Genomic DNA, 21,324 nt, shown 5'->3' on the forward strand with positions numbered 1-21,324 from the left:
CATTAAGCGGTGGCACGGCAAGTTTGCCGAAGGTTTACCGGCTGGCTAAACGTCTGTATATGTATATACAAATTACAGTGATGAGGTGCGAAGTCAATGTCAGCCTTCTTTGCCGAGCGTGCGCTGCTGCCTGACGGCTGGGCCAACGATGTACGTCTGGAAGTCAGCCCTGAAGGAATGCTCACGCATATTCAGGTCAGCGCGGATCGGCAGGGTGCTGAAGTCGTCAAAGGTCCGCTGCTGCCAGGCATGCCGAACCTGCATTCCCACGCGTTTCAGCGTGCAATGGCGGGCCTGGCAGAAGTCGCGGGCAACCCCAATGATAGCTTCTGGACTTGGCGCGACCTCATGTATCGGCTGGTCGGGCGCATCAGCCCGCAGCAACTGGGAGTCATTGCCCGACAGCTGTACATAGAAATGCTCAAGGGCGGCTACACCTCGGTCGCTGAATTTCATTACGTGCATCAGGACGTCACCGGCAAGCCTTATGCCGACCCCGCCGAGTTGGCGGTGCAGATTAGCCAGGCGGCAAGTTCGGTCGGCATCGGCCTGACGCTTTTGCCGGTGCTCTACAGCCATTCAGGCTTTGGCGGGCAGGCCCCCAACGAGGGGCAGCGGCGGTTTATCCACAGCACCGACAGTTATCTGGATCTGCAGGCGCGTTTGCAGCCGGTTGTTGCGGGCCAAGCTGCCCAGCGACTGGGCCTGTGCTTTCACTCGTTACGCGCCGTGACGCCTGAACAGATGAGCGCCGTACTGGCCGCCAGCGACCCGAATTGTCCGGTGCATATTCACATTGCCGAGCAGCAGAAGGAAGTCGACGACTGCCTGAGTTGGAGCGGTCGGCGGCCGTTGCAGTGGCTGTATGAAAACACGCCTGTGGATAACCGCTGGTGCCTGGTGCATGCCACCCACGCCGAGCCTGACGAAGTGACGCTCATGGCAAACAGCGGTGCGGTCGCCGGACTGTGCCTGACCACTGAGGCGAATCTGGGCGACGGCATTTTCCCGGCCGTGGATTACCTGGCTCAGGGCGGTCGCTGGGGTATCGGTTCCGACAGCCATGTGTCACTCAGTGTGGTCGAAGAGTTGCGTTGGCTGGAGTATGGCCAGCGCCTGCGTGACCAGCGCCGCAACCGCTTGCATCGCAATGATCAGCCGATGGTGGGCCGCACTTTAACGGATGCAGCGCTCGCGGGCGGCGCGCAGGCGTTGGGCCAGGACATTGGCGCTCTGGAAGTGGGCAGGCGCGCCGACTGGCTGGTGCTGGACGGCAACGATCCCTACATCGCCACGGCATCGGGCGATGCCATCCTCAATCGCTGGCTGTTCGCAGGCAGTGACCGGCAGATCCGCGATGTCGCAGTAGGCGGGCGTTGGGTGATACAGGATGGGCGACATGCCGCGCAAGAGCAGAGCGGTCGCGAGTTTGCACAGGTGTTGAAGGCCTTGCTGGATACCTGATTGATCGAGTAATCGCTCAGCGTTGGCCTGTGGTGTGGTCCAGGCGCTACCACGATGCTGACCTTTATTGGGCGATCCAGAACGTAGGAGCGGACCGGGCGGTGTTCCGTTTGTCTGCGATCTGCCGGGAACCGGCGGCAAAACCAGTACATGCATTGGATCAGATGCACAGGGGCCGCTGCGCAGCCCATCTCAGCCGTCGTAACCTCCCACGCCCTTCGGGCAGAAGCAAACTTCAGCGTCTCAGCAGGCTGTGGGATCGGACCGGTCGTTTCGGTATTACTTCTCGCCCTTGCCGATCTTCGAATCATCTTCGCGCCAGATCAGGCGGGAGGTATCGTAGCCCTGCTGGCGGGCCTTGCTGAGCATCTCCTGCTTGACGGACTCGGACACGTTCGGCGTGCGCGACAGCAGCCAGAGGTATTTGCGGTCAGGGTTGCCGACGATAGCTGTTTTGTAGCCTGCACCGATGTCCAGTACCCAGTAATCGCCCTTGGCAACGCCTGGCAGCAGGCGCGAGAACCAGTTGTCGAACACGACCCACAGCTTGTCGGTCTTGCCTGGCACTTGCGGCGAGGCGGTACCCTTGGCTTCTTGCCACTCACCTTCGATCGTACGGCAGCGGTTGGTCACCGCCATATTGCCGTCGTCCTTGAGCGCGTAGAGCGCTTCGGACTGCACGCATTTGCGCTGGAAGAACATCGGCAACCGCGCCAACTCATACCAGGTGCCCTGATACTGCTTGAGATCGACGCTGTCGACCGTCCTCGGCTCAAGGTTGTCAGCCGAGTGCGCAAAGCCGATGGCCAGGAAACTGGCCATCACGAAGATGCCGAAACGTACGAGTACCTTGATCATCTTTATTTAAGGCCCTGGCCCGAAAACAGCACCACCTTGTCGGCTGCGTACTGCACGCTGATGAAGGTGTTCTGATCACCCCATGTGCAGCTGGACATGCCTAGCGCACCGGAGCACTCGGTCGGGCTGCCCAGCAGCGACTCGACTTGAGCCTTGGGCATGCCAGCAGAGATCTTGGCGTAGTTTTCCTGAGTGACTTTGCTGCACGCAGCCAGAAAAACGCAAAACGACAGTAACGCGACATAGCGCAAGGACATGGATGTAGCTCCTGAACGGAAGGGGGTCGCGTCGCAACGTGGCTGATGCAGCCTGACGCTGGCGCAATACCGAAAGCTTAGAAGAGAAAAAGCCGATCTGGTTCCCGGCAGGCGAAAGGATTTATCTGACTGATCAGAAGCTTGAGCCGGGTTTCTTGAGAAATTCTATTTCTTCATCGGTCGATGCTCTGCCCAGGATCGCATTGCGGTGAGGAAAGCGGCCGAAGCGGGCAATGATCACCTGATGACGTTCGGCATAGTCCAGACTGCGCCTGAAATAGTCGCGGTCTGTGGTGGGTAGCAGGGCAAGCAGGCGGGAAAAACAGGTGATGGCACGGTCCTGGTCAGCGAGGTCTTCGCTGTGCTCCAGCACCAGATAGATGAAGGTGCGTTGCAAAGGATCCAGGTGCTGATCCCGCTCCAGCTTGAGCCCATGCTTGACCAGCATTTGGGCACGCTGGTCGCCAGCATAGGCTTTGGGCGTTTCGCGGTAGATCATGCGCGGCAGTTGATCGAGCAGCAGAATCAACGCCAGCCAGCCTTTTGGGTCTTCCGCCCATTCGGCCAGCTCACCCGCCAAGGCCTTGTCGACCTGATCACCGAAACGCTCGTGTGCTTCGGTGTCATTGGCTTTCTTCTTGCCAAACCAGAGCGTGTTCCTGGCTTTCACCCCTTCAGCAGGCGATTCGGCAGAACCGAACCACCAATCGAGCAGCGGCAGCCAGGGCGTACGCATCGGTCTTATGCTCTTACTCTTTGTGGTAAGCGGTGGCGCGCTCGACTTCCTGCTTCGAGCCCAGGAACACCGCGACACGCTGGTGCAGGCCTTCAGGCTGAATGTCGAGGATGCGCTGGTGGCCGTCAGTGGAAGCGCCACCGGCCTGTTCAACCAGGAACGACATCGGGTTGGCTTCGTACATCAGACGCAGTTTGCCCGGCTTGGACGGCTCACGGCTGTCGCGCGGGTACATGAACAGGCCGCCACGGGTCAGGATGCGGTGTACGTCGGCAACCATCGCCGCGACCCAGCGCATGTTGTAGTTCTTTTTCAACGGGCCTTCTTCGCCTTGCAGCAACTCATCCACGTAACGCTGTACCGGGGCTTCCCAGTGACGCTGGTTGGACATGTTGACGGCGAATTCCTGAGTGGTTTCAGGAATGGTGATGTCTTCGTGGGTCAGCACGAAGCTGCCCATTTCGCGGTCCAGCGTGAAGCCTTTGACGCCGTCGCCCAGGGTCAGGATCAGCATGGTTTGAGGACCGTAGATCGCGTAACCGGCAGCAACCTGCTCGGTGCCTGGCTGCAGGAAAGCCTTTTCGTTCAGGGCTTCGTTCTGGCTCAGGTACTGGTTAGGGCAACGCAGAACCGAGAAGATGGTGCCAACCGGGGCGTTGATGTCGATGTTGGACGAGCCGTCCAGTGGGTCGAACACCAGCAGGTAGGCGCCTTTCGGGTATTTGCCAGGGATCTGGTAGGCGTTGTCCATTTCTTCGGACGCCATGCCCGCCAGGTGACCGCCCCACTCGTTGGCTTCAAGCAGAATTTCGTTGGAGATTACGTCGAGCTTCTTCTGTACTTCGCCCTGCACGTTCTCGGTGCCCATGCTGCCGAGTACGCCGCCCAGCGCGCCCTTGGAGACGGCGTGGCTGATTTCCTTGCATGCTCGCGCCACTACTTCGATCAGGAAGCGCAGATCGGCAGGGGTGTTGTTGCTGCGGGTCTGCTCAATCAAGTAGCGACTTAGTGTAACGCGGGACATGGATAGCTCCGAAAATAGGGGGTATGAAAACCCGCGCAGTTTAACGCGAGTGGCGACGTAATACTGCTATCAGACTGGCTTATGACTGTTTCAGTTCAGATGCCGGATCAGCGTAGCTGCAAACCGGCAGGACAGGACGGTGCTTTCAGCGTTTCGACGCGCGCAATGTGCTGAACGCCATCCAGCCCAGAAACAGCACGCCCAGCAACAACACCGCCCAAAGCCCGAGGCGCTTGAAGTCGAGGCTTTCCTGCACCGCTGGCAGTGGCGCGGCCATGTTGGCGACGGTTGCGGTGGTGGGTTTTGCCGTGCCGAGTGAGGCCAGTTTCTGTGGGGTAAAGTCAGGAATCAACGTCGCCAGCGAGAGGTTGGCGGCCTTGGCGGTGCTGTTGCCCACGGCCAGCGTGAACGGCCCGTTGCCGCGTGCCAGAAACACCACTTCGCTCGCCCGGACCGCAACGCTCAGGGTCGGCGCTTCGGCACCCAGGCCGCCGCCACGGTCATCGACCACCAGTTTGAGCTGCTGAAAAACTCGTCCGGACAGCTGCAATTGATCCTGCACCATCTCACCGCCATTCTGAGTCAGGCGGTAAAGCAGCCCGCTGCTGACTGGTTGCCACGGCTGTTTTGCGTCGCTGCGCCCGTAAAGCGTACCGGGTGCCAGGCTGTTGGGCTGAGCGATGTCGACTTTCACGCGCTCGACGGGCAAGCCGGCAGGCAACTCCCAGACATATTCATTTGCCGTTTCGACCTTGCCCGCGACCGGCGGTGACCAGGTCAGCGGTGGAGCAGGGGTTTCGCTGTCGGCGGCAAACAGATGGGCAGACATCAGGGTCGGTGCGCTGTGCGGTGAGTGCCACAGCAGGCGCAGGTAGCGGGCGGTCTGGCCGGGAAGGCCGACCTCGCGCTGATCGACCACTTCGTCGGCGAACGACAGGCGTGCGACCTGCCCGTCGCCCCAGTTGCGCCAGTGCTGGAGGTCGTCGCTGGCCTCGATGCTGAAACTCTGGAAGCCCTCACGCTCGGCGTTCCAGTCGATGATCAGTTGTTCAAGCGGTGCCTTGATCGCACTGGTGTCCAGCAGCCAGCCGCGCAGCACTTCTTCACCGGCTTCGATATCGCTTTGTGGCTGGACTTCGATCACCGTGCCGTTGCTGGAGCGTTCGATGCGGATGACCGGTGCCGCGTCGCCCGCTTCCTGGGTGCTGTAGAGCGCGAACCATTTCACTGGAATCGGCGTGGGTTCCTGCTCGTCGGCTGCCTGCTTCTGATTGAGTGCATAGGCCTGCGGCTGGCCTTCGTTATTGAAGACGCGCACATCGCTGAGGTCGGCTTGTCGTGCGTTCAACTGGACGGAAAGCGGCAATTCGATGCGATACCACGGGCCGTCGCCGCTCAGGGTTAACGGTGTCTGGCTGGCGAAGTCGGCCGGTTTGTCTTGAGCATGGGCGGCCATCGCTGTGCACAGGGTCAGTCCGAGCACAGCGATTTTCAGGGGTAAGCGACTCAAGAACAGTTTCCTCATGGGCTGGTCGGCTCAGCGGCTGGAGCCGTGCCGGGTTCCTTGTCCGTTTTGCTTGCGGGAAGTTTTGGCGGCAATGGTGCGAAATATCCCACCACCAGTAGCAGAATGCCAACACCTATGAACGACACGATGCGTTCCATGCCACCGCGATTGCTCAGTTCGATGAAGAACAGCTTGATCACCACGACGCCGATCAGCGCCGCGCCACCCAGCCAGACCTGTCGGTTGCCACGCAGGTGGCCGCCAATCATCAGTGCCAGCGCCATCAGCGTCCAGACGATGGACAGCCCTGCCTGTACACGCATGGATTCGAGCAGATCTTCGGTGTTCCACGGTACATCGGCCCAGTGATGGGCGGTGCGCATGACCATCGCCGTGACCAGTGCAAACAGGGATGCGCCCGCTATCAACAACGGCGTATTGCGCGTGTGTACGTTACTCAGACCCAGCTTCGGCAAGTAGTCACGCATCCACAGGAACACGCCTGCCAGCGAGAACAGCAGACCGATTTCCAGTGGGTTGAGCAGCGGGATGTACGGCAACGGGTCGGCCGAACCATCGCTGAAAAAGTTCGCCAGCCAGAACCACGCCAGCATCAGCACCACCAGCGGTGCAGCGGCATTGATCCGGTAGACGTCAGGGTGCGCCGACACCGGCCACGGCCATTGACGGCTTGAGGTCATCGCCCACAGGTACAGGCTCGGCACGATGGCCCAGCCGAGCCAGCGCCACGCGTTGTAGTGCTCGGAAAGCTGCATCAGGCCAAAGCGCAGTTCCAGTGCCAACACCGCGATGATCAGCCAGCACCCGACGACATGCGCCACGCGTGCTGCCAAGGCTGGCAGTGTCACGTCCAAGCGGCGAATTGAAAGCAGATGCACGGTGAACACGGCGAGCCAGGCGACCCAGCCGCCGTCCTGCGCCGGGTGGTACTGATTGCCCAGCGAGTCCAGCAGCAAAAACCCGCAGACCGGCGTCAGTGAAGCACACAGGATGGCCAGGTCGGACCAGCGCAGCCTCAGTGTCAGCACCGTCCAGAGGGCGACGCTGGCAGCAGTCGCAATCAGCAGCGCGTTGGTGTGCAGCGAGACGGGCACGAACAACTGGACGGCGCTGAACAGAGAAAATGCCCACCACGTAGCGGCCCAGATCATCAACAACGCCCTGGCCAGTTTCTGATCCACCAGCGTCAGCACCTGATAGCGATGAATGCACCATGCGCTGACAAAGGCTGCAATCGCCAGCACCATCGGTGTCCAGTAGTCGCTGTTGAGTGGCGACCAGGCGTCGTACAGATCGAGGTGGCTCAGCAAGATCCCGCCTGCCGCCAATTGCAGAAAGAGGCCGAACACCCGTGCCAGGACCCGATGCTGGCGCATGCCGAGCCAGAAGATGGCCGCGCCTTCCACTGCCCAGGCGCAGGTTGTCCATTGCGAGCCGAGCCCCAGCGGGATCGCCAGTGTCGCGAAGACCACGCCCAGTGCCAGGCAGGTTTCTATCAACAGCGTGGTCCGTTCCGAGCCACGCGATGCGATCACTCGTGCCAGCCCCATGTAGATCAGGCCCAGCACCAGCGCGCTGAACGCAGCGCCCAGTTCGAGGTGGTCGACCAGCGCATATTGCAGACCAAACCCCGCGATGGGCGTACCAAACAGCAAGGTGCCGTCGACATAATCGCCTTGCCGCGCAGACCAGCGCAGCAGGGCGTGACGGTTATCATCCTGTGGTCCTTCTTTCTCCTCCTGCAGTTTGCGCCGGGCGAACAGCAGGCCGATGGCCAGGTACATCAGGAAGAACAGGATCAGAAACGGTTCGGTGCTCCAGAACAGCTCTGGTGTGTAAGCCCTGATGCCCCAGGCGAAGCCAATGCCGAACGTGCCGAAAAAGCCGATCAGGTTGAGGATGCGCCAAGCCCGGAACCAGGCGATGGCGAAGATACCTGCGTTGAGCAGGGCAAAATAGCCGAACAGCGACACATGGCTGCCTTGCCCGGTGGACGCCAGAATCGGCGCGGCAAATCCGCCCAGTGCGCCTGCACACGCCAGTGCCAAGGCGTTCTGGGTCAAGGCGAGCACCGCCGAGAATGCGGTGATCGCCACCAGCAGGGCGAACCCCAGGGTCGGGTCCAGCAGCGCATGCAGTTTCATCGCGGCGAACACGGTCAGGTACAACACGCCGATGCCCGCGCCTTGCAGCATCAAGGCGTAAGGTGCGTTGCGAAGGCGCAGCCACCAGCCGAGCCCGAGCAGGGCCAGCGCACTGGCGGCGACGCCTGCATAGCGCGCCTCGACCGGCACGACGATGCCTTCGGTCGCGTAACGCAGCAGAAAGGCCAGCCCCAGAAACAGCACCACCACGCCGACGCGCAAAACCGTATTGCCGCCCATCAACCAGCTCATGGCGCCGGACAGGGTCTTTTCGAAGAAGTTGGGTGTGGCAGGTGTTGCCGGTGTTTGCCACGCAGAAGCCGCGACGACAGGTTCAGCTGTCGGTGCCGCAGGTTCTTCAGCGACAGGCAGGTCCCAGATCAGCTCTGGGCCTGTGGTTTGAGCGGGGATGACGAGCGAGTCGGCTGGCAACGGCGCTGCGTGTTGTGGTTCAGGTGCAGGTCGTTCGCGAGGTTCGGGCGGGTATTCGAGAAGTGTCAGGCGCTGTTGGAGGGATTCGATGGTTTTGCGGGTGGCGAGCAGTTCCAGAGATTGCTCTGCCGAGCGTTTGTCGAGCAGGTACAAGCGCATGCCTGCGCCCAGTCCCCAGCCCATCACGGCCCCGATTAACAAGCCTTCCCACTCGTCGTAACTCAACGAGTACCCCAGCACTGCACCGCCCACCACCAGGCAAATCCAAAGCACGCGACGACATCCTTTTCGATGTGTGAAGGTTTATCGGTGCGCAGTATAGGGGAGGGAGGGGGTGAGCGCGCTCCTGACGTGGAGCGTTATATTCAGTCGCAATGTGGCGCCTGAAAATCAGCCTTCGTGGACAAGTCCACTCCCACGGATTGAGAACCTGTTTCAGCTCGTGAGAGCGGACTTGTCCGCGAAGGGGGCGGTACGTCCGATTACGGATGTACCGCTCTGCTGTCAGTCCAGCGCTTTCCAGATTTCCCCCGCGTATTCGCGAATGGTCCGGTCCGAGGAGAACCAGCCCATGCGTGCCGTGTTGAGCACTGCCGAGCGCCACCATGCCTTGGAATCGTGCCAGCGTTCTTCGACTTTGCCCTGAGCGGCCCAGTACGAGTCGAAGTCGGCGCAGACCAGGAAGCGGTCGTAGGCCAGCAATTGATCGACCAGGCCCGCATAGCGATTCGGATCATCCGGCGAGAACACCCCGCCACGAATCGCCTGCAGTACATCATTCAAACGACCTGACGCCGCCACATCGCCATGCGCACTGAAGTCGCCTGCCTGTTTACGTGCCTCAACCTCTTGAGAGGTCATGCCGAAAATGAACATGTTCTCCAGACCAATCTGCTCGCTCATTTCCACGTTGGCACCGTCCAGCGTGCCAATGGTGAGCGCGCCGTTCAGGCCGAATTTCATGTTGCTGGTGCCCGAGGCTTCGAGGCCCGCAGTGGAGATCTGCTCCGACAGGTCGGCTGCCGGAATGATGCTCTCGGCCAGGCTGACGTTGTAGTTGGGCATGAACACCACTTTCAGCAAACCCCGCACGGTCGGGTCGTTGTTGACCGTACGAGCGATGTCGTTGGTGAGCTTGATGATCAGCTTGGCCGAGTGATAACTGGCCGCCGCCTTGCCCGCGAAGATCTTCACCCGAGGCACCCAGTCTGTGCCCGGCTCGGCACGAATCGCCTGATACAGCGCGACGGTGTGGAACAGGTTCAGCAACTGACGCTTGTATTCGTGGATACGCTTGACCTGCACATCAAACATCGCCGCAGGATTGACCACGATGCCGAGGCGTTCATGAATGATCGCCGCCAGCGCGCGCTTGCTGTGCAGGCGTTGATCAGCCATTTGCTTGCGGAACGACGACTTCTCGGCGAACGGTTCCAGTTCCTTCAAACGGGTTTCAGCATTGTCTAGCACGTCCGGGCCGAGCGCTTCGACCAGCATTTCGGTGAGCTTCGGGTTGGCTTGGAACAGCCAGCGGCGGAAGGTGATGCCGTTGGTCTTGTTGTTGATCCGCTCCGGGTACAGCTTGTGCAGTTCGGCGAATACGGTTTTGCGCATCAATTGGGTGTGCAGCGCCGAAACGCCGTTGACGCTGTGGGAACCGAGGAACGCCAGGTTGCCCATGCGCACACGACGGCCGTTGTCTTCTTCGATCAGCGACACCGCGCGCAACACTTCGAAGTCGTGGATGCCCTTGGCGCGCAGCGTGTCGATGTGCTGCGCGTTGATCAGGTAGATGATCTGCATGTGGCGCGGCAGCATCCGCTCCATCAAGCCGACCGCCCAGGTTTCCAGTGCTTCAGGCAACAGCGTGTGGTTGGTGTAGCCCAAAGTGCCGACAGTGATTTTCCAGGCGGTGTCCCATAGGATGTTGTGGTTGTCGATCAACTGACGCATCAGTTCGGCCACGGCGATGGACGGGTGCGTGTCGTTCATCTGGATCGCCGCATGCTCCGGCAGATCGGTCAGCGTGGCGTGCATGTTCAGGTGACGACGCAGCAAATCCTGGAGGGAGGCAGAGACGAAGAAGTATTCCTGGCGCAGGCGCAATTCCTGGCCGGCTTCGGTGGCGTCGTTCGGGTAGAGCACGCGGGAAATACTTTCGGCACGTACCACTTCCGCCACGGCACCAAAGTGGTCGCCAGCGTTGAAGCGTTCCAGGTGCAGGTCTTCCACGGCGCGAGCACGCCACAGGCGCAGAGTGTTCACGCTTGCGCCACGCCAGCCGACGACGGGGGTGTCGTAGGCAATCGCCCGCACGGTTTCACCCGGATGCCAGACCTGACGGGTTTCACCTGCTTCGTTGGTGAAGGTTTCGACGCTGCCGCCAAAGCCGATCGAGTACACCACTTCCGGGCGTTCGAATTCCCACGGGTTGCCGAAGTCCAGCCAGTTTTCGGTCTGCTCCTGCTGCCAGCCGTCGACCACGGCCTGACGGAACAGGCCATGTTCATAACGGATGCCATAGCCGTGGCCTGCAATGCCCAGAGTCGACATGCTTTCCATGAAGCACGCCGCCAGACGGCCGAGGCCGCCGTTGCCCAGTGCTGCGTCGGGTTCGAGCAGGCGGATGCGCTCGATGTCCACGCCCAGCTCTGTCATGGCCTCGCGAGCGATTTCCAGCAGGCCCAGATTGCTCAGGCTGTCGTAGAGCAGCCTGCCGATCAAGAATTCCAGCGACAGGTAATAGACGCGTTTCTGCACCTTGCGATAGATCTGTCGCGTGTGATCCATCCAGTGCTCGACCATGTGGTCGCGAGCAGCCAGGGCAACGGCTTCGAACCAGTCATGCTCAAACGCATGGTCGGGGTCCTTGCCCACTGAGTAAGTGAGTTTGGCGAGCACTGCGGCGCGAAAAGCTGCCACATCAGCGTCACGAACGAGTGGTTCCTGAGACATCGGTACGACCTCAAGTAGTCTGACGAATGAAAGATGGGGTTCTTAGACTGTAGGCGTGTCGTCAGTTATTTCCTGAAAATAAAAGAAATAATTGAAGACAGGACCCTCGCTTCGACCCAGCGCGACTGCTCTGGTTCGCGAAGCTTGCAAATTGGCAATACGCTTGCATTGATCGTTCCATCCCGATCAATGATGTGCAGCATGCTCATTCCTCGTTTCGGGTTTATGATGCCCAACGGCAGAATAATAGAAGCCTCTGAATCGGACTCATGGAGCACATATGCAGACTTTGTACCCGCAGATCAAACCCTACGCCCGGCACGATCTGGCCGTGGAACAACCGCATGTGCTTTACGTCGATGAAAGCGGGTCGCCCGAAGGCCTTCCTGTGGTGTTCATTCACGGTGGTCCGGGTTCGGGGTGCGACGCGCAAAGCCGTCGCTACTTCGACCCGAACCTTTACCGCATCATCACGTTCGATCAGCGCGGCTGCGGTCGTTCCACGCCTCATGCCAGCATCGAAAACAATACCACCTGGCATCTGGTGGAAGACCTCGAGCGAATCCGTGAACACCTCGGCATCGAAAAATGGGTGCTGTTCGGTGGCTCGTGGGGATCGACGCTGTCGCTGGCCTACGCTCAGACTCACCCGGACCGCGTTCATGCGCTAATCCTGCGCGGAATCTTCCTGGCGCGCCAGCAAGATATCGACTGGTTTTATCAGGCCGGTGCCAGCCGCCTGTTTCCTGATTACTGGCAAGACTACGTTGCACCCATTCCGCTGGATGAGCGGGACAACCTGCTGGCCGCTTTCCACAAGCGCCTGACCGGTCCGGATCAGATTGCCCAGATGCACGCCGCCAAGGCCTGGTCCACCTGGGAAGGCCGCGCCGCTACCCTGCGTCCCAATCCGCAGGTGGTTGATCGCTTCTCCGAGCCGCAGCGCGCCCTGTCGATTGCGCGCATCGAGTGTCACTACTTCATGAATGATGCGTTTCTGGAAGCCGATCAACTGATTCGCGACATGCCGAAGATCGCCCATTTGCCGGGGATCATCGTTCACGGTCGTTACGATGTCATCTGCACGCTGGACAATGCCTGGGCGTTGCATCAGGCGTGGCCCAACAGTGAGCTTCAAGTGATTCGAGACGCCGGGCACGCAGCCTCGGAACCCGGCATTACCGACGCACTGGTCCGGGCCGCTGCGCAAGTCGCGCGCCGTTTGCTCGACCTGCCGCCCGAAGAAGCCTGATACCGTGGCCTTTTTGTCGTACGTCTGAAAAGAGCATCTATGAAAGGTCTATTGCAGCGCGTGCAGGGTGCACGCGTCGAGGTAAAGGGTGAAGTGGTCGGGGCCATCGATCAGGGCATTCTGGTGCTGATTGGTGTAGAGCCTCAAGACACCCGGGCCAGTGCCGATAAGTTGCTGCACAAGCTGCTCAATTACCGTGTGTTCAGTGACGCTGACGGCAAGATGAACCTTTCGCTGCGTGACGTGGGCGGCGGATTGCTGCTGGTTTCGCAGTTCACCCTGGCAGCCGATACCAAAAGCGGGATGCGCCCGAGCTTTTCGAAAGCCGCGCCGCCTGCCTTGGGTGAAGAGTTGTACGACTATCTATTGGGCCAGGCCAGGATCGCGCATCCGGGCGTGGCGGCGGGCCAATTTGGTGCGGATATGCAGGTGCATCTGGTCAATGATGGCCCCGTGACATTTCTGCTTGAATCCTGAGCTAATATTCCGTTGCCTTCTCCCGGATTTAAAAAGTCCGGGAGGAATAAAATTCTTTGTCATACCTGATGCGTTGTGACGCGTGCTACTGGATAATCGCGCGCAACGGAGATCAGCGGTGGTTGATCCATCTGGCATGACAAAAGCGGTTCTGACACCGGGTTGGGGAATCATTAAGCCCAATTGGAGTCGGAACAATGCTCGCCAACCCGGCATTCGATAGCTGGCCGTTGGTTTCTTCATCTGTTTTCGGCGAGGGTTGCTCGTGATTGTTAGTCCCTGTGATGCTCCAAAGAAACCTGTCAAGCGCCTGCGCAGTGCGCTCCTGGCAAGCTCGGCGCTGGTCTGCCTGTTCAGTGCGGGTCAGTTGTGGGCGTTCAGCCTGGATGATGTAGCGGCCAGAGCCAAAGAAATGGCCGGGCAAAAATTCGAAGCGCCGAGAAGCAATCTGCCTAACGAATTGCGCGACATGAAGTTCGCCGACTACCAAAAAATTCGCTTCCGTGACGACAAGGCCGAATGGGCGGGCGACAAGACGCCGTTCAAAGTGTCCTTCTATCATCAGGGCATGCACTTCGACACGCCGGTCAAGATCAACGAAGTCACGGCCACGGACGTCGAAGAAATCAAGTACGACCCTAGTCGTTTCGATTTCGGCGACCTGAAGATCGACCCTAAATCCACCGAAAAGCTGGGTTACGCCGGCTTCCGCGTGTTGTACCCGATCAATAAGGACGACAAGCAGGACGAGATCATGACCATGCTGGGCGCGAGCTACTTTCGCGTGATTGGCAAAGGTCAGGTTTATGGCCTGTCCGCTCGTGGCATGGCTATCGACACTGCATCGCCTTCGGGTGAAGAGTTTCCGCGCTTCAAGGAATTCTGGATCGAGAAGCCAGGCCCGGATGACAACCATCTGGTGATCTTCGCATTGCTCGATTCGCCGCGCGCCACCGGTGCCTATCAGTTGACCCTGCGTCCTGGTACCAACACGCTGGTCGACGTGAAGTCGCGCATGTTCCTGCGTGACAACGTCAACAAGCTCGGCGTTGCGCCACTGACCAGCATGTTCCTGTTCGGTGCCAACCAGCCATCGCGTGTACCCAACTACCGTCGTGAGCTTCACGATTCCAGCGGTCTGTCGATTCAGGCAGCCAATGGCGAATGGTTGTGGCGTCCGCTGAACAACCCTAAACACTTGTCCATCAGCAGCTTCTCTGTCGAGAACCCGCGTGGTTTCGGTCTGTTGCAACGTGGCCGTGACTTCAGCCAGTACGAAGACCTCGACGACCGCTACGACAAGCGCCCAAGCGCCTGGATCGAGCCGAAGGGTGACTGGGGCAAGGGTACGGTCGAGCTGGTCGAAATCCCGACTGCCGACGAAACCAACGACAACATCGTGGCCTACTGGAAGCCTGAAACCCTGGCCAAGCCGGGCGAGTCGATGGACTTCGACTACCGCATCCACTGGACCATGCAGGAAAACTCGATTCACTCTCCGGATCTGGGTTGGGTCAAGCAGACTCAGCGCTCCATCGGCGACGTGCGTCAGTCCAACCTGATTCGTCAACCGGACGGCAGCCTGGCCTTCCTGGTCGACTTCGTAGGCCCGGTTCTGGCCGCGCTGCCTGAAGACAAGACCATTCGCAGCCAGGTCACCACCGACGACAACGTCGAGCTGGTGGAAAACAACCTGCGCTACAACCCGGTCACCAAAGGCTACCGTTTGACCTTGCGTGTAAAGGTCAAGGATGCCGGCAAGCCGACCGAGATGCGTGCCTATCTGCTGCGTGAGATCCCGGCCGAGCCTGGCAAGGAACCTGCACTGCTGGTGACTGACAAGGCGCAAGACAAGAAAGCTGCTGCCAAGGAAGCAGCTGCCAAGGAAGCCGCCAAACCGGCAGCGACCAAGGACACGGCCAACGACCAGGTAGAAATTGCCAAGGCCGACGCGCCGAAAGCCGAAGCTGCCAAGCCTGATGCCGCCAAAGGTGATGCATCCAAGCCTGAAGCGGGCAAAGGCGATGTCGCTAAAGCCGACGCAGCGAAAGCTGATGCCGCCAAGACGGACGCCGCGAAAGACAAGGACGGTAAGGAAATCCAGCAGCCTGATACAGAGGCCGCGCCCACCCATCCGGAACCGGCCAAGACGTTGCAAGTCATGACCGAGACCTGGAGCTATCAGTTGCCGAGCGATGAGTAATTCTCTACCGGTGCCAATGTCTCTGAACGAGTACTTGGCGCATTTACCGATGAGCGACGAGCAGCGGGCAGAACTTGCCAACTGCACCTCCTTCGCCGAGTTGCATGAACGCCTTTCGGCACAGCCGATCAACGACACCGCCGAGGCCGCCCAGGCTTCGGTGGGCCGTCGCCTCACGCTGTCCACAGCCGACCAGTTGCAGGACGCCGAGATGCTCGGTGTCGATGCAAGCGGTCGTCTGTGCCTGAAGGCCACGCCTCCCATCCGCCGCACCAAGGTCGTTCCCGAGCCGTGGCGTACCAACATTCTGGTGCGCGGCTGGCGTCGGCTGACTGGCAAGACGAATCCGCCCAAGCCGGACCACAGCGATCTGCCACGCGACTTGCCCAAGTCGCGCTGGCGTACGGTCGGCTCGATTCGTCGCTACATCCTGCTGATTCTGATGCTGGGACAGACGATCGTTGCCGGCTGGTACATGAAAGGCATCCTGCCGTATCAAGGCTGGTCCCTGGTTTCGCTGGATGAAATCACGCGCCAGACGTTCGTGCAGACTGCCCTTCAGGTAATGCCATACGCCTTGCAGACCAGCATTCTGTTGCTGTTCGGGATTCTGTTCTGCTGGGTATCGGCCGGTTTCTGGACCGCGCTGATGGGCTTTCTTGAATTGCTTACCGGGCGTGACAAGTACCGTATTTCCGGTGCCAGCGCTGGCAACGAGCCGATTGAAGTCGGCGCACGTACTGCCCTGGTCATGCCGATCTGCAACGAAGACGTGCCTCGTGTGTTCGCCGGTCTGCGTGCGACGTTCGAATCGGTAGCGGCCACGGGTGACCTGGATCGCTTCGACTTCTTCGTCCTCAGCGACACCAATGACACCGACATCGCCGTTGCCGAGCAGCAAGCCTGGCTCGACGTATGCCGTGAAACCGGTGGCTTCGGCAAGATCTTCTACCGTCGCCGTCGTCGTCGCGTCAAACGCAAGAGCGGCAACCTTGATGACTTCTGCCGTCGCTGGGGTGGCGATTATCGCTACATGGTCGTACTCGATGCCGACAGCGTGATGAGCGGTGAGTGTCTGACCAGTCTGGTTCGCCTGATGGAAGCCACGCCGGACGCCGGTATCATCCAGACCGCGCCACGTGCCTCGGGCATGGACACGCTGTATGCCCGCATGCAGCAGTTCGCCACCCGCGTCTACGGTCCGCTGTTTACGGCCGGTCTGCACTTCTGGCAGTTGGGTGAATCCCACTACTGGGGTCACAACGCGATCATCCGCATGAAGCCCTTCATCGAGCACTGCGCGCTGGCGCCGTTGCCGGGTAAAGGGGCCTTCGCCGGTGCGATTCTGTCTCACGACTTCGTCGAAGCTGCGCTCATGCGCCGTGCCGGCTGGGGCGTGTGGATTGCCTACGATCTGCCGGGCAGCTATGAAGAGTTGCCGCCCAACCTGCTGGACGAACTCAAGCGCGACCGTCGCTGGTGCCACGGCAACCTGATGAACTTCAGGCTGTTCCTGGTCAAGGGCATGCACCCGGTTCACCGTGCGGTGTTCCTGACCGGTGTGATGTCTTACCTGTCGGCGCCTTTGTGGTTCTTCTTCCTGGTGCTGTCCACGGCGTTGCTGGCCACGAACACATTGATGGAGCCAACCTACTTCCTTGAACCGCGTCAGCTGTATCCGCTGTGGCCACAATGGCACCCGGAAAAAGCCGTTGCGCTGTTCTCCACCACCATCGTCCTGTTGTTCCTGCCCAAACTGCTCAGCGTCATTCTGATCTGGGCCAAGGGCGCGAAGGGATATGGCGGCAAGTTCAAGGTCACCATTTCGATGCTGCTGGAAATGCTGTTCTCGGTGCTGCTGGCCCCGGTTCGCATGCTGTTCCACACCCGTTTCGTTCTGGCCGCGTTCCTCGGCTGGGCAGCGACGTGGAATTCGCCGCAGCGTGACGATGACTCGACACCGTGGATCGAGGCGCTCAAGCGTCATGGTCCGCAGACGTTGCTGGGTGCCTGCTGGGCGGCTCTGGTGTACTCGCTGAACCCGAGCTTCCTTTGGTGGCTGGCGCCGATCGTGGTGTCGCTGATGCTGTCGATTCCGGTCTCTGTGATTTCCAGCCGTACCGGTCTGGGTCTGAAAGCGCGTGACGAGAAATTCTTCCTGATTCCGGAAGAGTTCGAGCCGCCGCAAGAGCTGATCTCCACGGATCAGTACACCCACGAGAACCGCTGGCATGCACTGAAACAGGGCTTCATTCGTGCGGTGGTCGATCCACAGCAGAATGCGTTGGCATGTGCGTTGGCGACTTCTCGTCACAAGCAGGCCAAGCCTATCGAGGTGGTCCGTATGGAACGCGTCGAGCATGCACTGAAGGTCGGTCCGGACAAACTCGGCAATCATGAGCGTCTGATGTTGCTGAGCGACCCGGTTGCCCTTGGCCGTTTGCACGAGCTGGTCTGGAGCGACGGTCACGAAGAGTGGCTGGCGGCCTGGAGAGCGTCCATCGAAGCCGATCCTCATGCACCGCTGCTGCCGTTGCAGCCACACAAGCCTGAGTCGGAGCCGGTTCTGGCCTAACGGCTACCCGGTGTGAAAAGCCCCTGAAGTCCTGCTTCAGGGGCTTTTTTGTGCGTGCCGGTTACCACCGTACAATTGACGCAGAGCGTCATGGGCAGCGTTCCGTTTGTTCGCGATCTGTCGGGCACCGGCAGCACAACCGGCACATGCGGTGAGCCAGATGTATCCAAGGCCGCTGCGCCGCCCATCGCAGCCGTCGTAACCTCCGAAAACTCTTGAGCCCTGCGGGCAGAAGCAGATGTGGGAGCGAGCTTGCTCGCGAACAGGCCGGTATAGTCCTGAGGATAGAGCGTTTGAACCATAGCTTTCTTGGGCAAGCTCATTCCCACGGGGATAGGCGTTCATTCAGCCACCTTTTTTGATCGCTCTCACGCTCCAGCGTGATAACGCCTCTCGGGACGCTCCGCGTCCGCTGTGACGTGACGCAGAGCATGGGCGCGATAGCGAGCCGAGCACGATTACCCCACTCGAAACCTTCCCACCAGCGCCTTCAAATGTGAACCCAAGCGTGCCAGTTCTGCGCTCGACGCGGCTGTCTGATTGCTCGCCGTTGCGGTTTGCTCGGAGACGTCGCGTACGTTAATGACGCTGGCGTTGATCTGCTCGGCCACCGTACTTTGTTCCTCGCTGGCCGTGGCGATCTGTTCATTCATCTGTTGGATGGTCGCCACGGTAAGGGTGATCTGCCCCAGCGCACTTCCGGCTCGTCTGCTGAGTTCGACGCTGTTGTCGGTCAGGTTGCGGCTGCTTTCCAGCATGGTCGCGACCTGCTGGGTGCCTGTTTGCAGCGCGGCGATCAGGTCTTCGATTTCTTCGGTCGACTTCTGAGTACGCTGCGCCAGACTGCGAACCTCATCGGCCACCACCGCGAACCCCCGTCCAGCCTCGCCGGCGCGGGCCGCTTCGATGGCGGCATTGAGGGCCAACAGATTGGTTTGCTGCGAAACCGATTTGATCACATCTAAAACACCTACGATCTTGCCGCTTTCCTGCTTAAGTTGACTCATGGCAGCGGTGGAATTCACGACCTCACGCGCCAACTGTTCGATCTGGGCGATGGCCTGGGTGACTACCTCGTCACCGCTGCGCGCTTGCTGGTCGGCCTGAACCGCCGCCTGGGAGGCATCCTGCGCATTACGGGCGACCTCCTGAACTGTTGCAGCCATTTCGTTCATGGCGGTGGCCACCTGCTCGGTTTCTCGCTTCTGGCTGTTGACCCCGGCGCTGGTCTGTTCAGTGACGGACGAAAGCTGCTCGGCAGCGCTGGCGATTTGCGAAACGCCATCGCTGATGCCGCCGATCAACTCACGCAAGCCAAGGGTCATAGCCTGCATACTGCGCTGCATCTGGCCGAGCTCATCACGCCTTTCGACGTTCAAATCTTCGCTGAGGTCTCCTTGGGCGATACGTTCAGCGGCAATCAGTGTTTCCAGCAGCGGAGCGGTGATCTGCCGGGTCATGGTCCAGGCCGCCAGCAGTCCGATCAACAAGGCAAGCCCGGCGACGCCGCTCAGCATGGTGGTGGAGCTGGCGGCTTCGCTGTCACGCTGAGCGGTTTGCAGGCTGCTGAGTGCAGCGACGGATGCCAGCAGCTTGTCCCCCGTGGCCCTCATGTCTTCCTGGCGGGCCTGGGCCTTGTTCTGTACGTCCTTGAACAGGCCCAGTTGTTCGCGGTACGTCTGAAGTGCCTGGGTGGCAGGCGCAAGGCCCTGAAGATTGTCATCGCTCTGATCCTTGGCGATTTCCTGCACTTCTTTGAGCGCTTCGTTGATCGCCGTGATCGCTGCTGCTTCGTCATCTTCCTTGCCGGTAAGGGTGTAGGTCTGGACCTGATAACGAGCGGTGTGAATCTGCTGCTTCAACTGGGAAATATTGGTGAATTCCTCCATTCGTTCGCTGTTGTCCTGCTCCTGACTCAACACCCTTAGCACCTCACTTTCAACCTGAGCGACAGCCTTCAGCGCCTGTTCCGAACTTTGCTGCAACTGTTTCAGTTTGCCGGCCCGAACCTGGCGCAGCTCGTTAATGTCAGCAAAGAGCTTTTCAAGCTGGCCGACCAAGGTACTTTGGGCTTCAAGCAACTCGATAGTCGCCTCTTCCTCGCTTAGCGTGTGGAGCAACGTCAGTTGGGTGTTCATCTCATCCAGCTTGGCGACCACCAGCGCTGAGGTGGATGGGGTCGCTTCGACACGATCGCTAATGCGTTCGGCGCGCAAGTCTTTGGTCAGGTTACTGAGCTGGCCGATATCCGATAGCGATTCCGACCGGTCGATCAGAGTGTACAGAGCACTCCAGCCGGTCAAGGTAATGACCAGCGTCAAGAGCAGGACCAGTCCGAATCCGAGAGCGAGCTTGAGTTTTATGGTGAGGTTGCCGAGCGCGTTATTGAGCCATCGGAACATGGGAATCTCCTGCAATTAGCGAACACATGCATGCTCTGGACGTGCAGAGCAGGCGTTATGAGCGCATCGGCAAGGGACGTGTAGTGCGTGACCTGAGATGGTCGTAGGAGATTTCCGATCAGAAAGCGGGGGTGACAGGCGTCGCGGTTTTGAGCAGGAAAATGGCCTCGCGCTCGGTCATGAGCGCGAGGGTGGGGCACTCAACCGTCAGAGGGTAAAGCGACTTACCATGACTTGAAGATGGTTGCCCAGACGTGCCAGCTCAACGCTGGACGCTGCCGTCTCTTCGCTGGCGGCAGACGTCTGTTCCGAGACATCGCGCACATTGATGATGCTGCGGTTGATCTCTTCAGCCGTGGCGCTCTGTTGCTCGGCAGCGGCGGCAATCTGCTGGTTCATCGACTGGATCGCCGAGACGGTCTTGGTGATGTTCTCCAGCGAACCGCCAGCGCGGCGGGTCAGGTCAACGCTGCTGGCACTCAGCTCCCGGCTGCTGTCCATCACCGTGGCTGCCTGTTGCGTGCCGCTTTGCAGGCTGACGATCAGGGCTTCAATCTCTTCGGTGGACTTCTGAGTGCGCTGAGCCAGGCTGCGCACCTCATCGGCGACCACGGCAAAGCCGCGACCGGCCTCACCGGCACGAGCGGCTTCAATGGCGGCGTTCAGGGCCAGCAGGTTGGTCTGTTGGGCCACCGATTTGATCACGTCCAGCACACTGCCGATCTTTTCGCTTTCCTGCTTCAGCGCACCCATTGCTTCGCTGGAGTTGCCCACCGCCGAGGCCAGGCGTTCGATCTGGGCGATGGCTTCGTTGACCACGCGCTCACCTTCGCGTGCCTGCTGGTCGGCGGCGACCGCTGCTTCGGAAGCTTCTTCTGCGTTGCGGGCGACTTCCTGCACGGTTGCCGTCATTTCATGCATGGCGGTGGCGACCTGATCGGTTTCCACTTTCTGGCTATTGACGCCAGCGCTGGTCTGTTCGGTAACCGCTGACAGCTCCTCGGCGGCGCTGGCGAT

At 60.0% G+C, this 21,324-nt stretch carries 14 protein-coding genes and 1 pseudogene; 5 read left to right on the plus strand and 10 right to left on the minus strand.

The features are described from left to right. Positions 1–96: 96 nt before the first annotated feature. Entirely contained in the window at positions 97–1,464 is a 1,368-nt protein-coding gene (locus ALP40_RS12780; RefSeq protein WP_122208629.1) for a formimidoylglutamate deiminase, read from the plus strand. A 279-nt stretch (positions 1,465–1,743) separates the two neighbouring features. Here ALP40_RS12780 and ALP40_RS12785 read toward each other — a convergent pair whose 3' ends face one another. The 7 genes from ALP40_RS12785 to ALP40_RS12815 all read right to left on the minus strand — a co-directional run bounded on the left by ALP40_RS12785 (position 1,744) and on the right by ALP40_RS12815 (position 11,398). Beyond that, positions 1,744–2,322: a lipocalin family protein gene (locus ALP40_RS12785; RefSeq protein WP_122208630.1), complete on the minus strand. Its 579-nt coding sequence runs from the start codon at positions 2,320–2,322 to the stop codon at positions 1,744–1,746. Positions 2,323–2,324: 2 nt separating this feature from the next. Further along, the gene (gene bamE / locus ALP40_RS12790) at positions 2,325–2,579 is read right to left on the minus strand and encodes an outer membrane protein assembly factor BamE (RefSeq protein WP_122208631.1); all 255 of its coding nucleotides are present in this window, start codon (positions 2,577–2,579) and stop codon (positions 2,325–2,327) included. Between the two features lie 133 nt (positions 2,580–2,712). After that, positions 2,713–3,315, minus strand: a complete 603-nt coding sequence (locus ALP40_RS12795) for a DUF924 family protein (RefSeq protein ID WP_122208632.1) — start codon at positions 3,313–3,315, stop codon at positions 2,713–2,715. Between the two features lie 13 nt (positions 3,316–3,328). Next, positions 3,329–4,339: a class 1 fructose-bisphosphatase gene (locus tag ALP40_RS12800; protein WP_122208633.1), complete on the minus strand. Its 1,011-nt coding sequence runs from the start codon at positions 4,337–4,339 to the stop codon at positions 3,329–3,331. Positions 4,340–4,484: 145 nt separating this feature from the next. Beyond that, on the minus strand, positions 4,485–5,834 hold the full coding sequence (locus tag ALP40_RS12805) for a DUF3999 domain-containing protein (protein ID WP_183136038.1): 1,350 nt from the start codon (positions 5,832–5,834) through the stop codon (positions 4,485–4,487). Between the two features lie 26 nt (positions 5,835–5,860). Beyond that, positions 5,861–8,716, minus strand: coding sequence for a DUF2339 domain-containing protein (locus tag ALP40_RS12810; protein ID WP_122208635.1), 2,856 nt, complete (start codon positions 8,714–8,716; stop codon positions 5,861–5,863). A gap of 231 nt (positions 8,717–8,947) precedes the next feature. Then, positions 8,948–11,398, minus strand: coding sequence for a glycogen/starch/alpha-glucan phosphorylase (locus ALP40_RS12815; RefSeq protein ID WP_122208636.1), 2,451 nt, complete (start codon positions 11,396–11,398; stop codon positions 8,948–8,950). A gap of 280 nt (positions 11,399–11,678) precedes the next feature. Between ALP40_RS12815 and pip the strand changes: the two genes are divergently transcribed. From pip to mdoH, 4 genes are all read left to right on the plus strand, one after another. After that, complete coding sequence (gene pip, locus ALP40_RS12820) at positions 11,679–12,650, plus strand: prolyl aminopeptidase (RefSeq protein ID WP_122208637.1); 972 nt, start codon at positions 11,679–11,681, stop codon at positions 12,648–12,650. Positions 12,651–12,689: 39 nt separating this feature from the next. Next, complete coding sequence (dtd, locus tag ALP40_RS12825) at positions 12,690–13,127, plus strand: D-aminoacyl-tRNA deacylase (protein ID WP_122208638.1); 438 nt, start codon at positions 12,690–12,692, stop codon at positions 13,125–13,127. 259 nt (positions 13,128–13,386) lie between these two features. Further along, positions 13,387–15,330: a glucan biosynthesis protein G gene (locus ALP40_RS12830; RefSeq protein ID WP_308812327.1), complete on the plus strand. Its 1,944-nt coding sequence runs from the start codon at positions 13,387–13,389 to the stop codon at positions 15,328–15,330. After that, a complete protein-coding gene (gene mdoH / locus ALP40_RS12835) occupies positions 15,323–17,905 on the plus strand; it encodes a glucans biosynthesis glucosyltransferase MdoH (protein ID WP_122208639.1) in 2,583 nt (860 codons plus the stop codon). The genes ALP40_RS12830 and mdoH overlap by 8 nt, the downstream gene beginning before the upstream one ends. 458 nt (positions 17,906–18,363) lie before the next feature. On the opposite strand, the gene ALP40_RS26170 is transcribed toward mdoH, so the two are convergent. The 3 genes and pseudogenes from ALP40_RS26170 to ALP40_RS12850 form a co-directional block, all read right to left on the minus strand. Further along, positions 18,364–19,251: a methyl-accepting chemotaxis protein gene (locus ALP40_RS26170; protein WP_409077523.1), complete on the minus strand. Its 888-nt coding sequence runs from the start codon at positions 19,249–19,251 to the stop codon at positions 18,364–18,366. Beyond that, a pseudogene (locus tag ALP40_RS26175) lies at positions 19,225–20,307 on the minus strand (methyl-accepting chemotaxis protein); the annotation flags it as partial. The pseudogene ALP40_RS26175 and the gene ALP40_RS26170, both read right to left, overlap by 27 nt. A gap of 207 nt (positions 20,308–20,514) precedes the next feature. Continuing rightward, the coding region (locus tag ALP40_RS12850; RefSeq protein WP_259640704.1) for a methyl-accepting chemotaxis protein at positions 20,515–21,324 on the minus strand (810 nt) is incomplete at its 5' end.

Origin of the sequence: Pseudomonas viridiflava (assembly GCF_003702045.1) — a bacterium.
In the GTDB taxonomy this organism is placed as follows: domain Bacteria; phylum Pseudomonadota; class Gammaproteobacteria; order Pseudomonadales; family Pseudomonadaceae; genus Aquipseudomonas; species Aquipseudomonas viridiflava_C.

What these genes read in the sequence shown, in the direction of transcription:
- mdoH (WP_122208639.1), top strand. Translation starts at nt 15,323, where the DNA reads ATGAGTAATTCTCTACCGGTGCCAATGTCTCTGAACGAGTACTTGGCG.
- ALP40_RS12780 (WP_122208629.1), top strand. Translation starts at nt 97, where the DNA reads ATGTCAGCCTTCTTTGCCGAGCGTGCGCTGCTGCCTGACGGCTGGGCC.
- dtd (WP_122208638.1), top strand. Translation starts at nt 12,690, where the DNA reads ATGAAAGGTCTATTGCAGCGCGTGCAGGGTGCACGCGTCGAGGTAAAG.
- pip (WP_122208637.1), top strand. Translation starts at nt 11,679, where the DNA reads ATGCAGACTTTGTACCCGCAGATCAAACCCTACGCCCGGCACGATCTG.
- ALP40_RS12785 (WP_122208630.1), bottom strand. Translation starts at nt 2,322, where the DNA reads ATGATCAAGGTACTCGTACGTTTCGGCATCTTCGTGATGGCCAGTTTC.
- ALP40_RS12815 (WP_122208636.1), bottom strand. Translation starts at nt 11,398, where the DNA reads ATGTCTCAGGAACCACTCGTTCGTGACGCTGATGTGGCAGCTTTTCGC.
- bamE (WP_122208631.1), bottom strand. Translation starts at nt 2,579, where the DNA reads ATGTCCTTGCGCTATGTCGCGTTACTGTCGTTTTGCGTTTTTCTGGCT.
- ALP40_RS12800 (WP_122208633.1), bottom strand. Translation starts at nt 4,339, where the DNA reads ATGTCCCGCGTTACACTAAGTCGCTACTTGATTGAGCAGACCCGCAGC.
- ALP40_RS12795 (WP_122208632.1), bottom strand. Translation starts at nt 3,315, where the DNA reads ATGCGTACGCCCTGGCTGCCGCTGCTCGATTGGTGGTTCGGTTCTGCC.
- ALP40_RS26170 (WP_409077523.1), bottom strand. Translation starts at nt 19,251, where the DNA reads ATGCAGCGCAGTATGCAGGCTATGACCCTTGGCTTGCGTGAGTTGATC.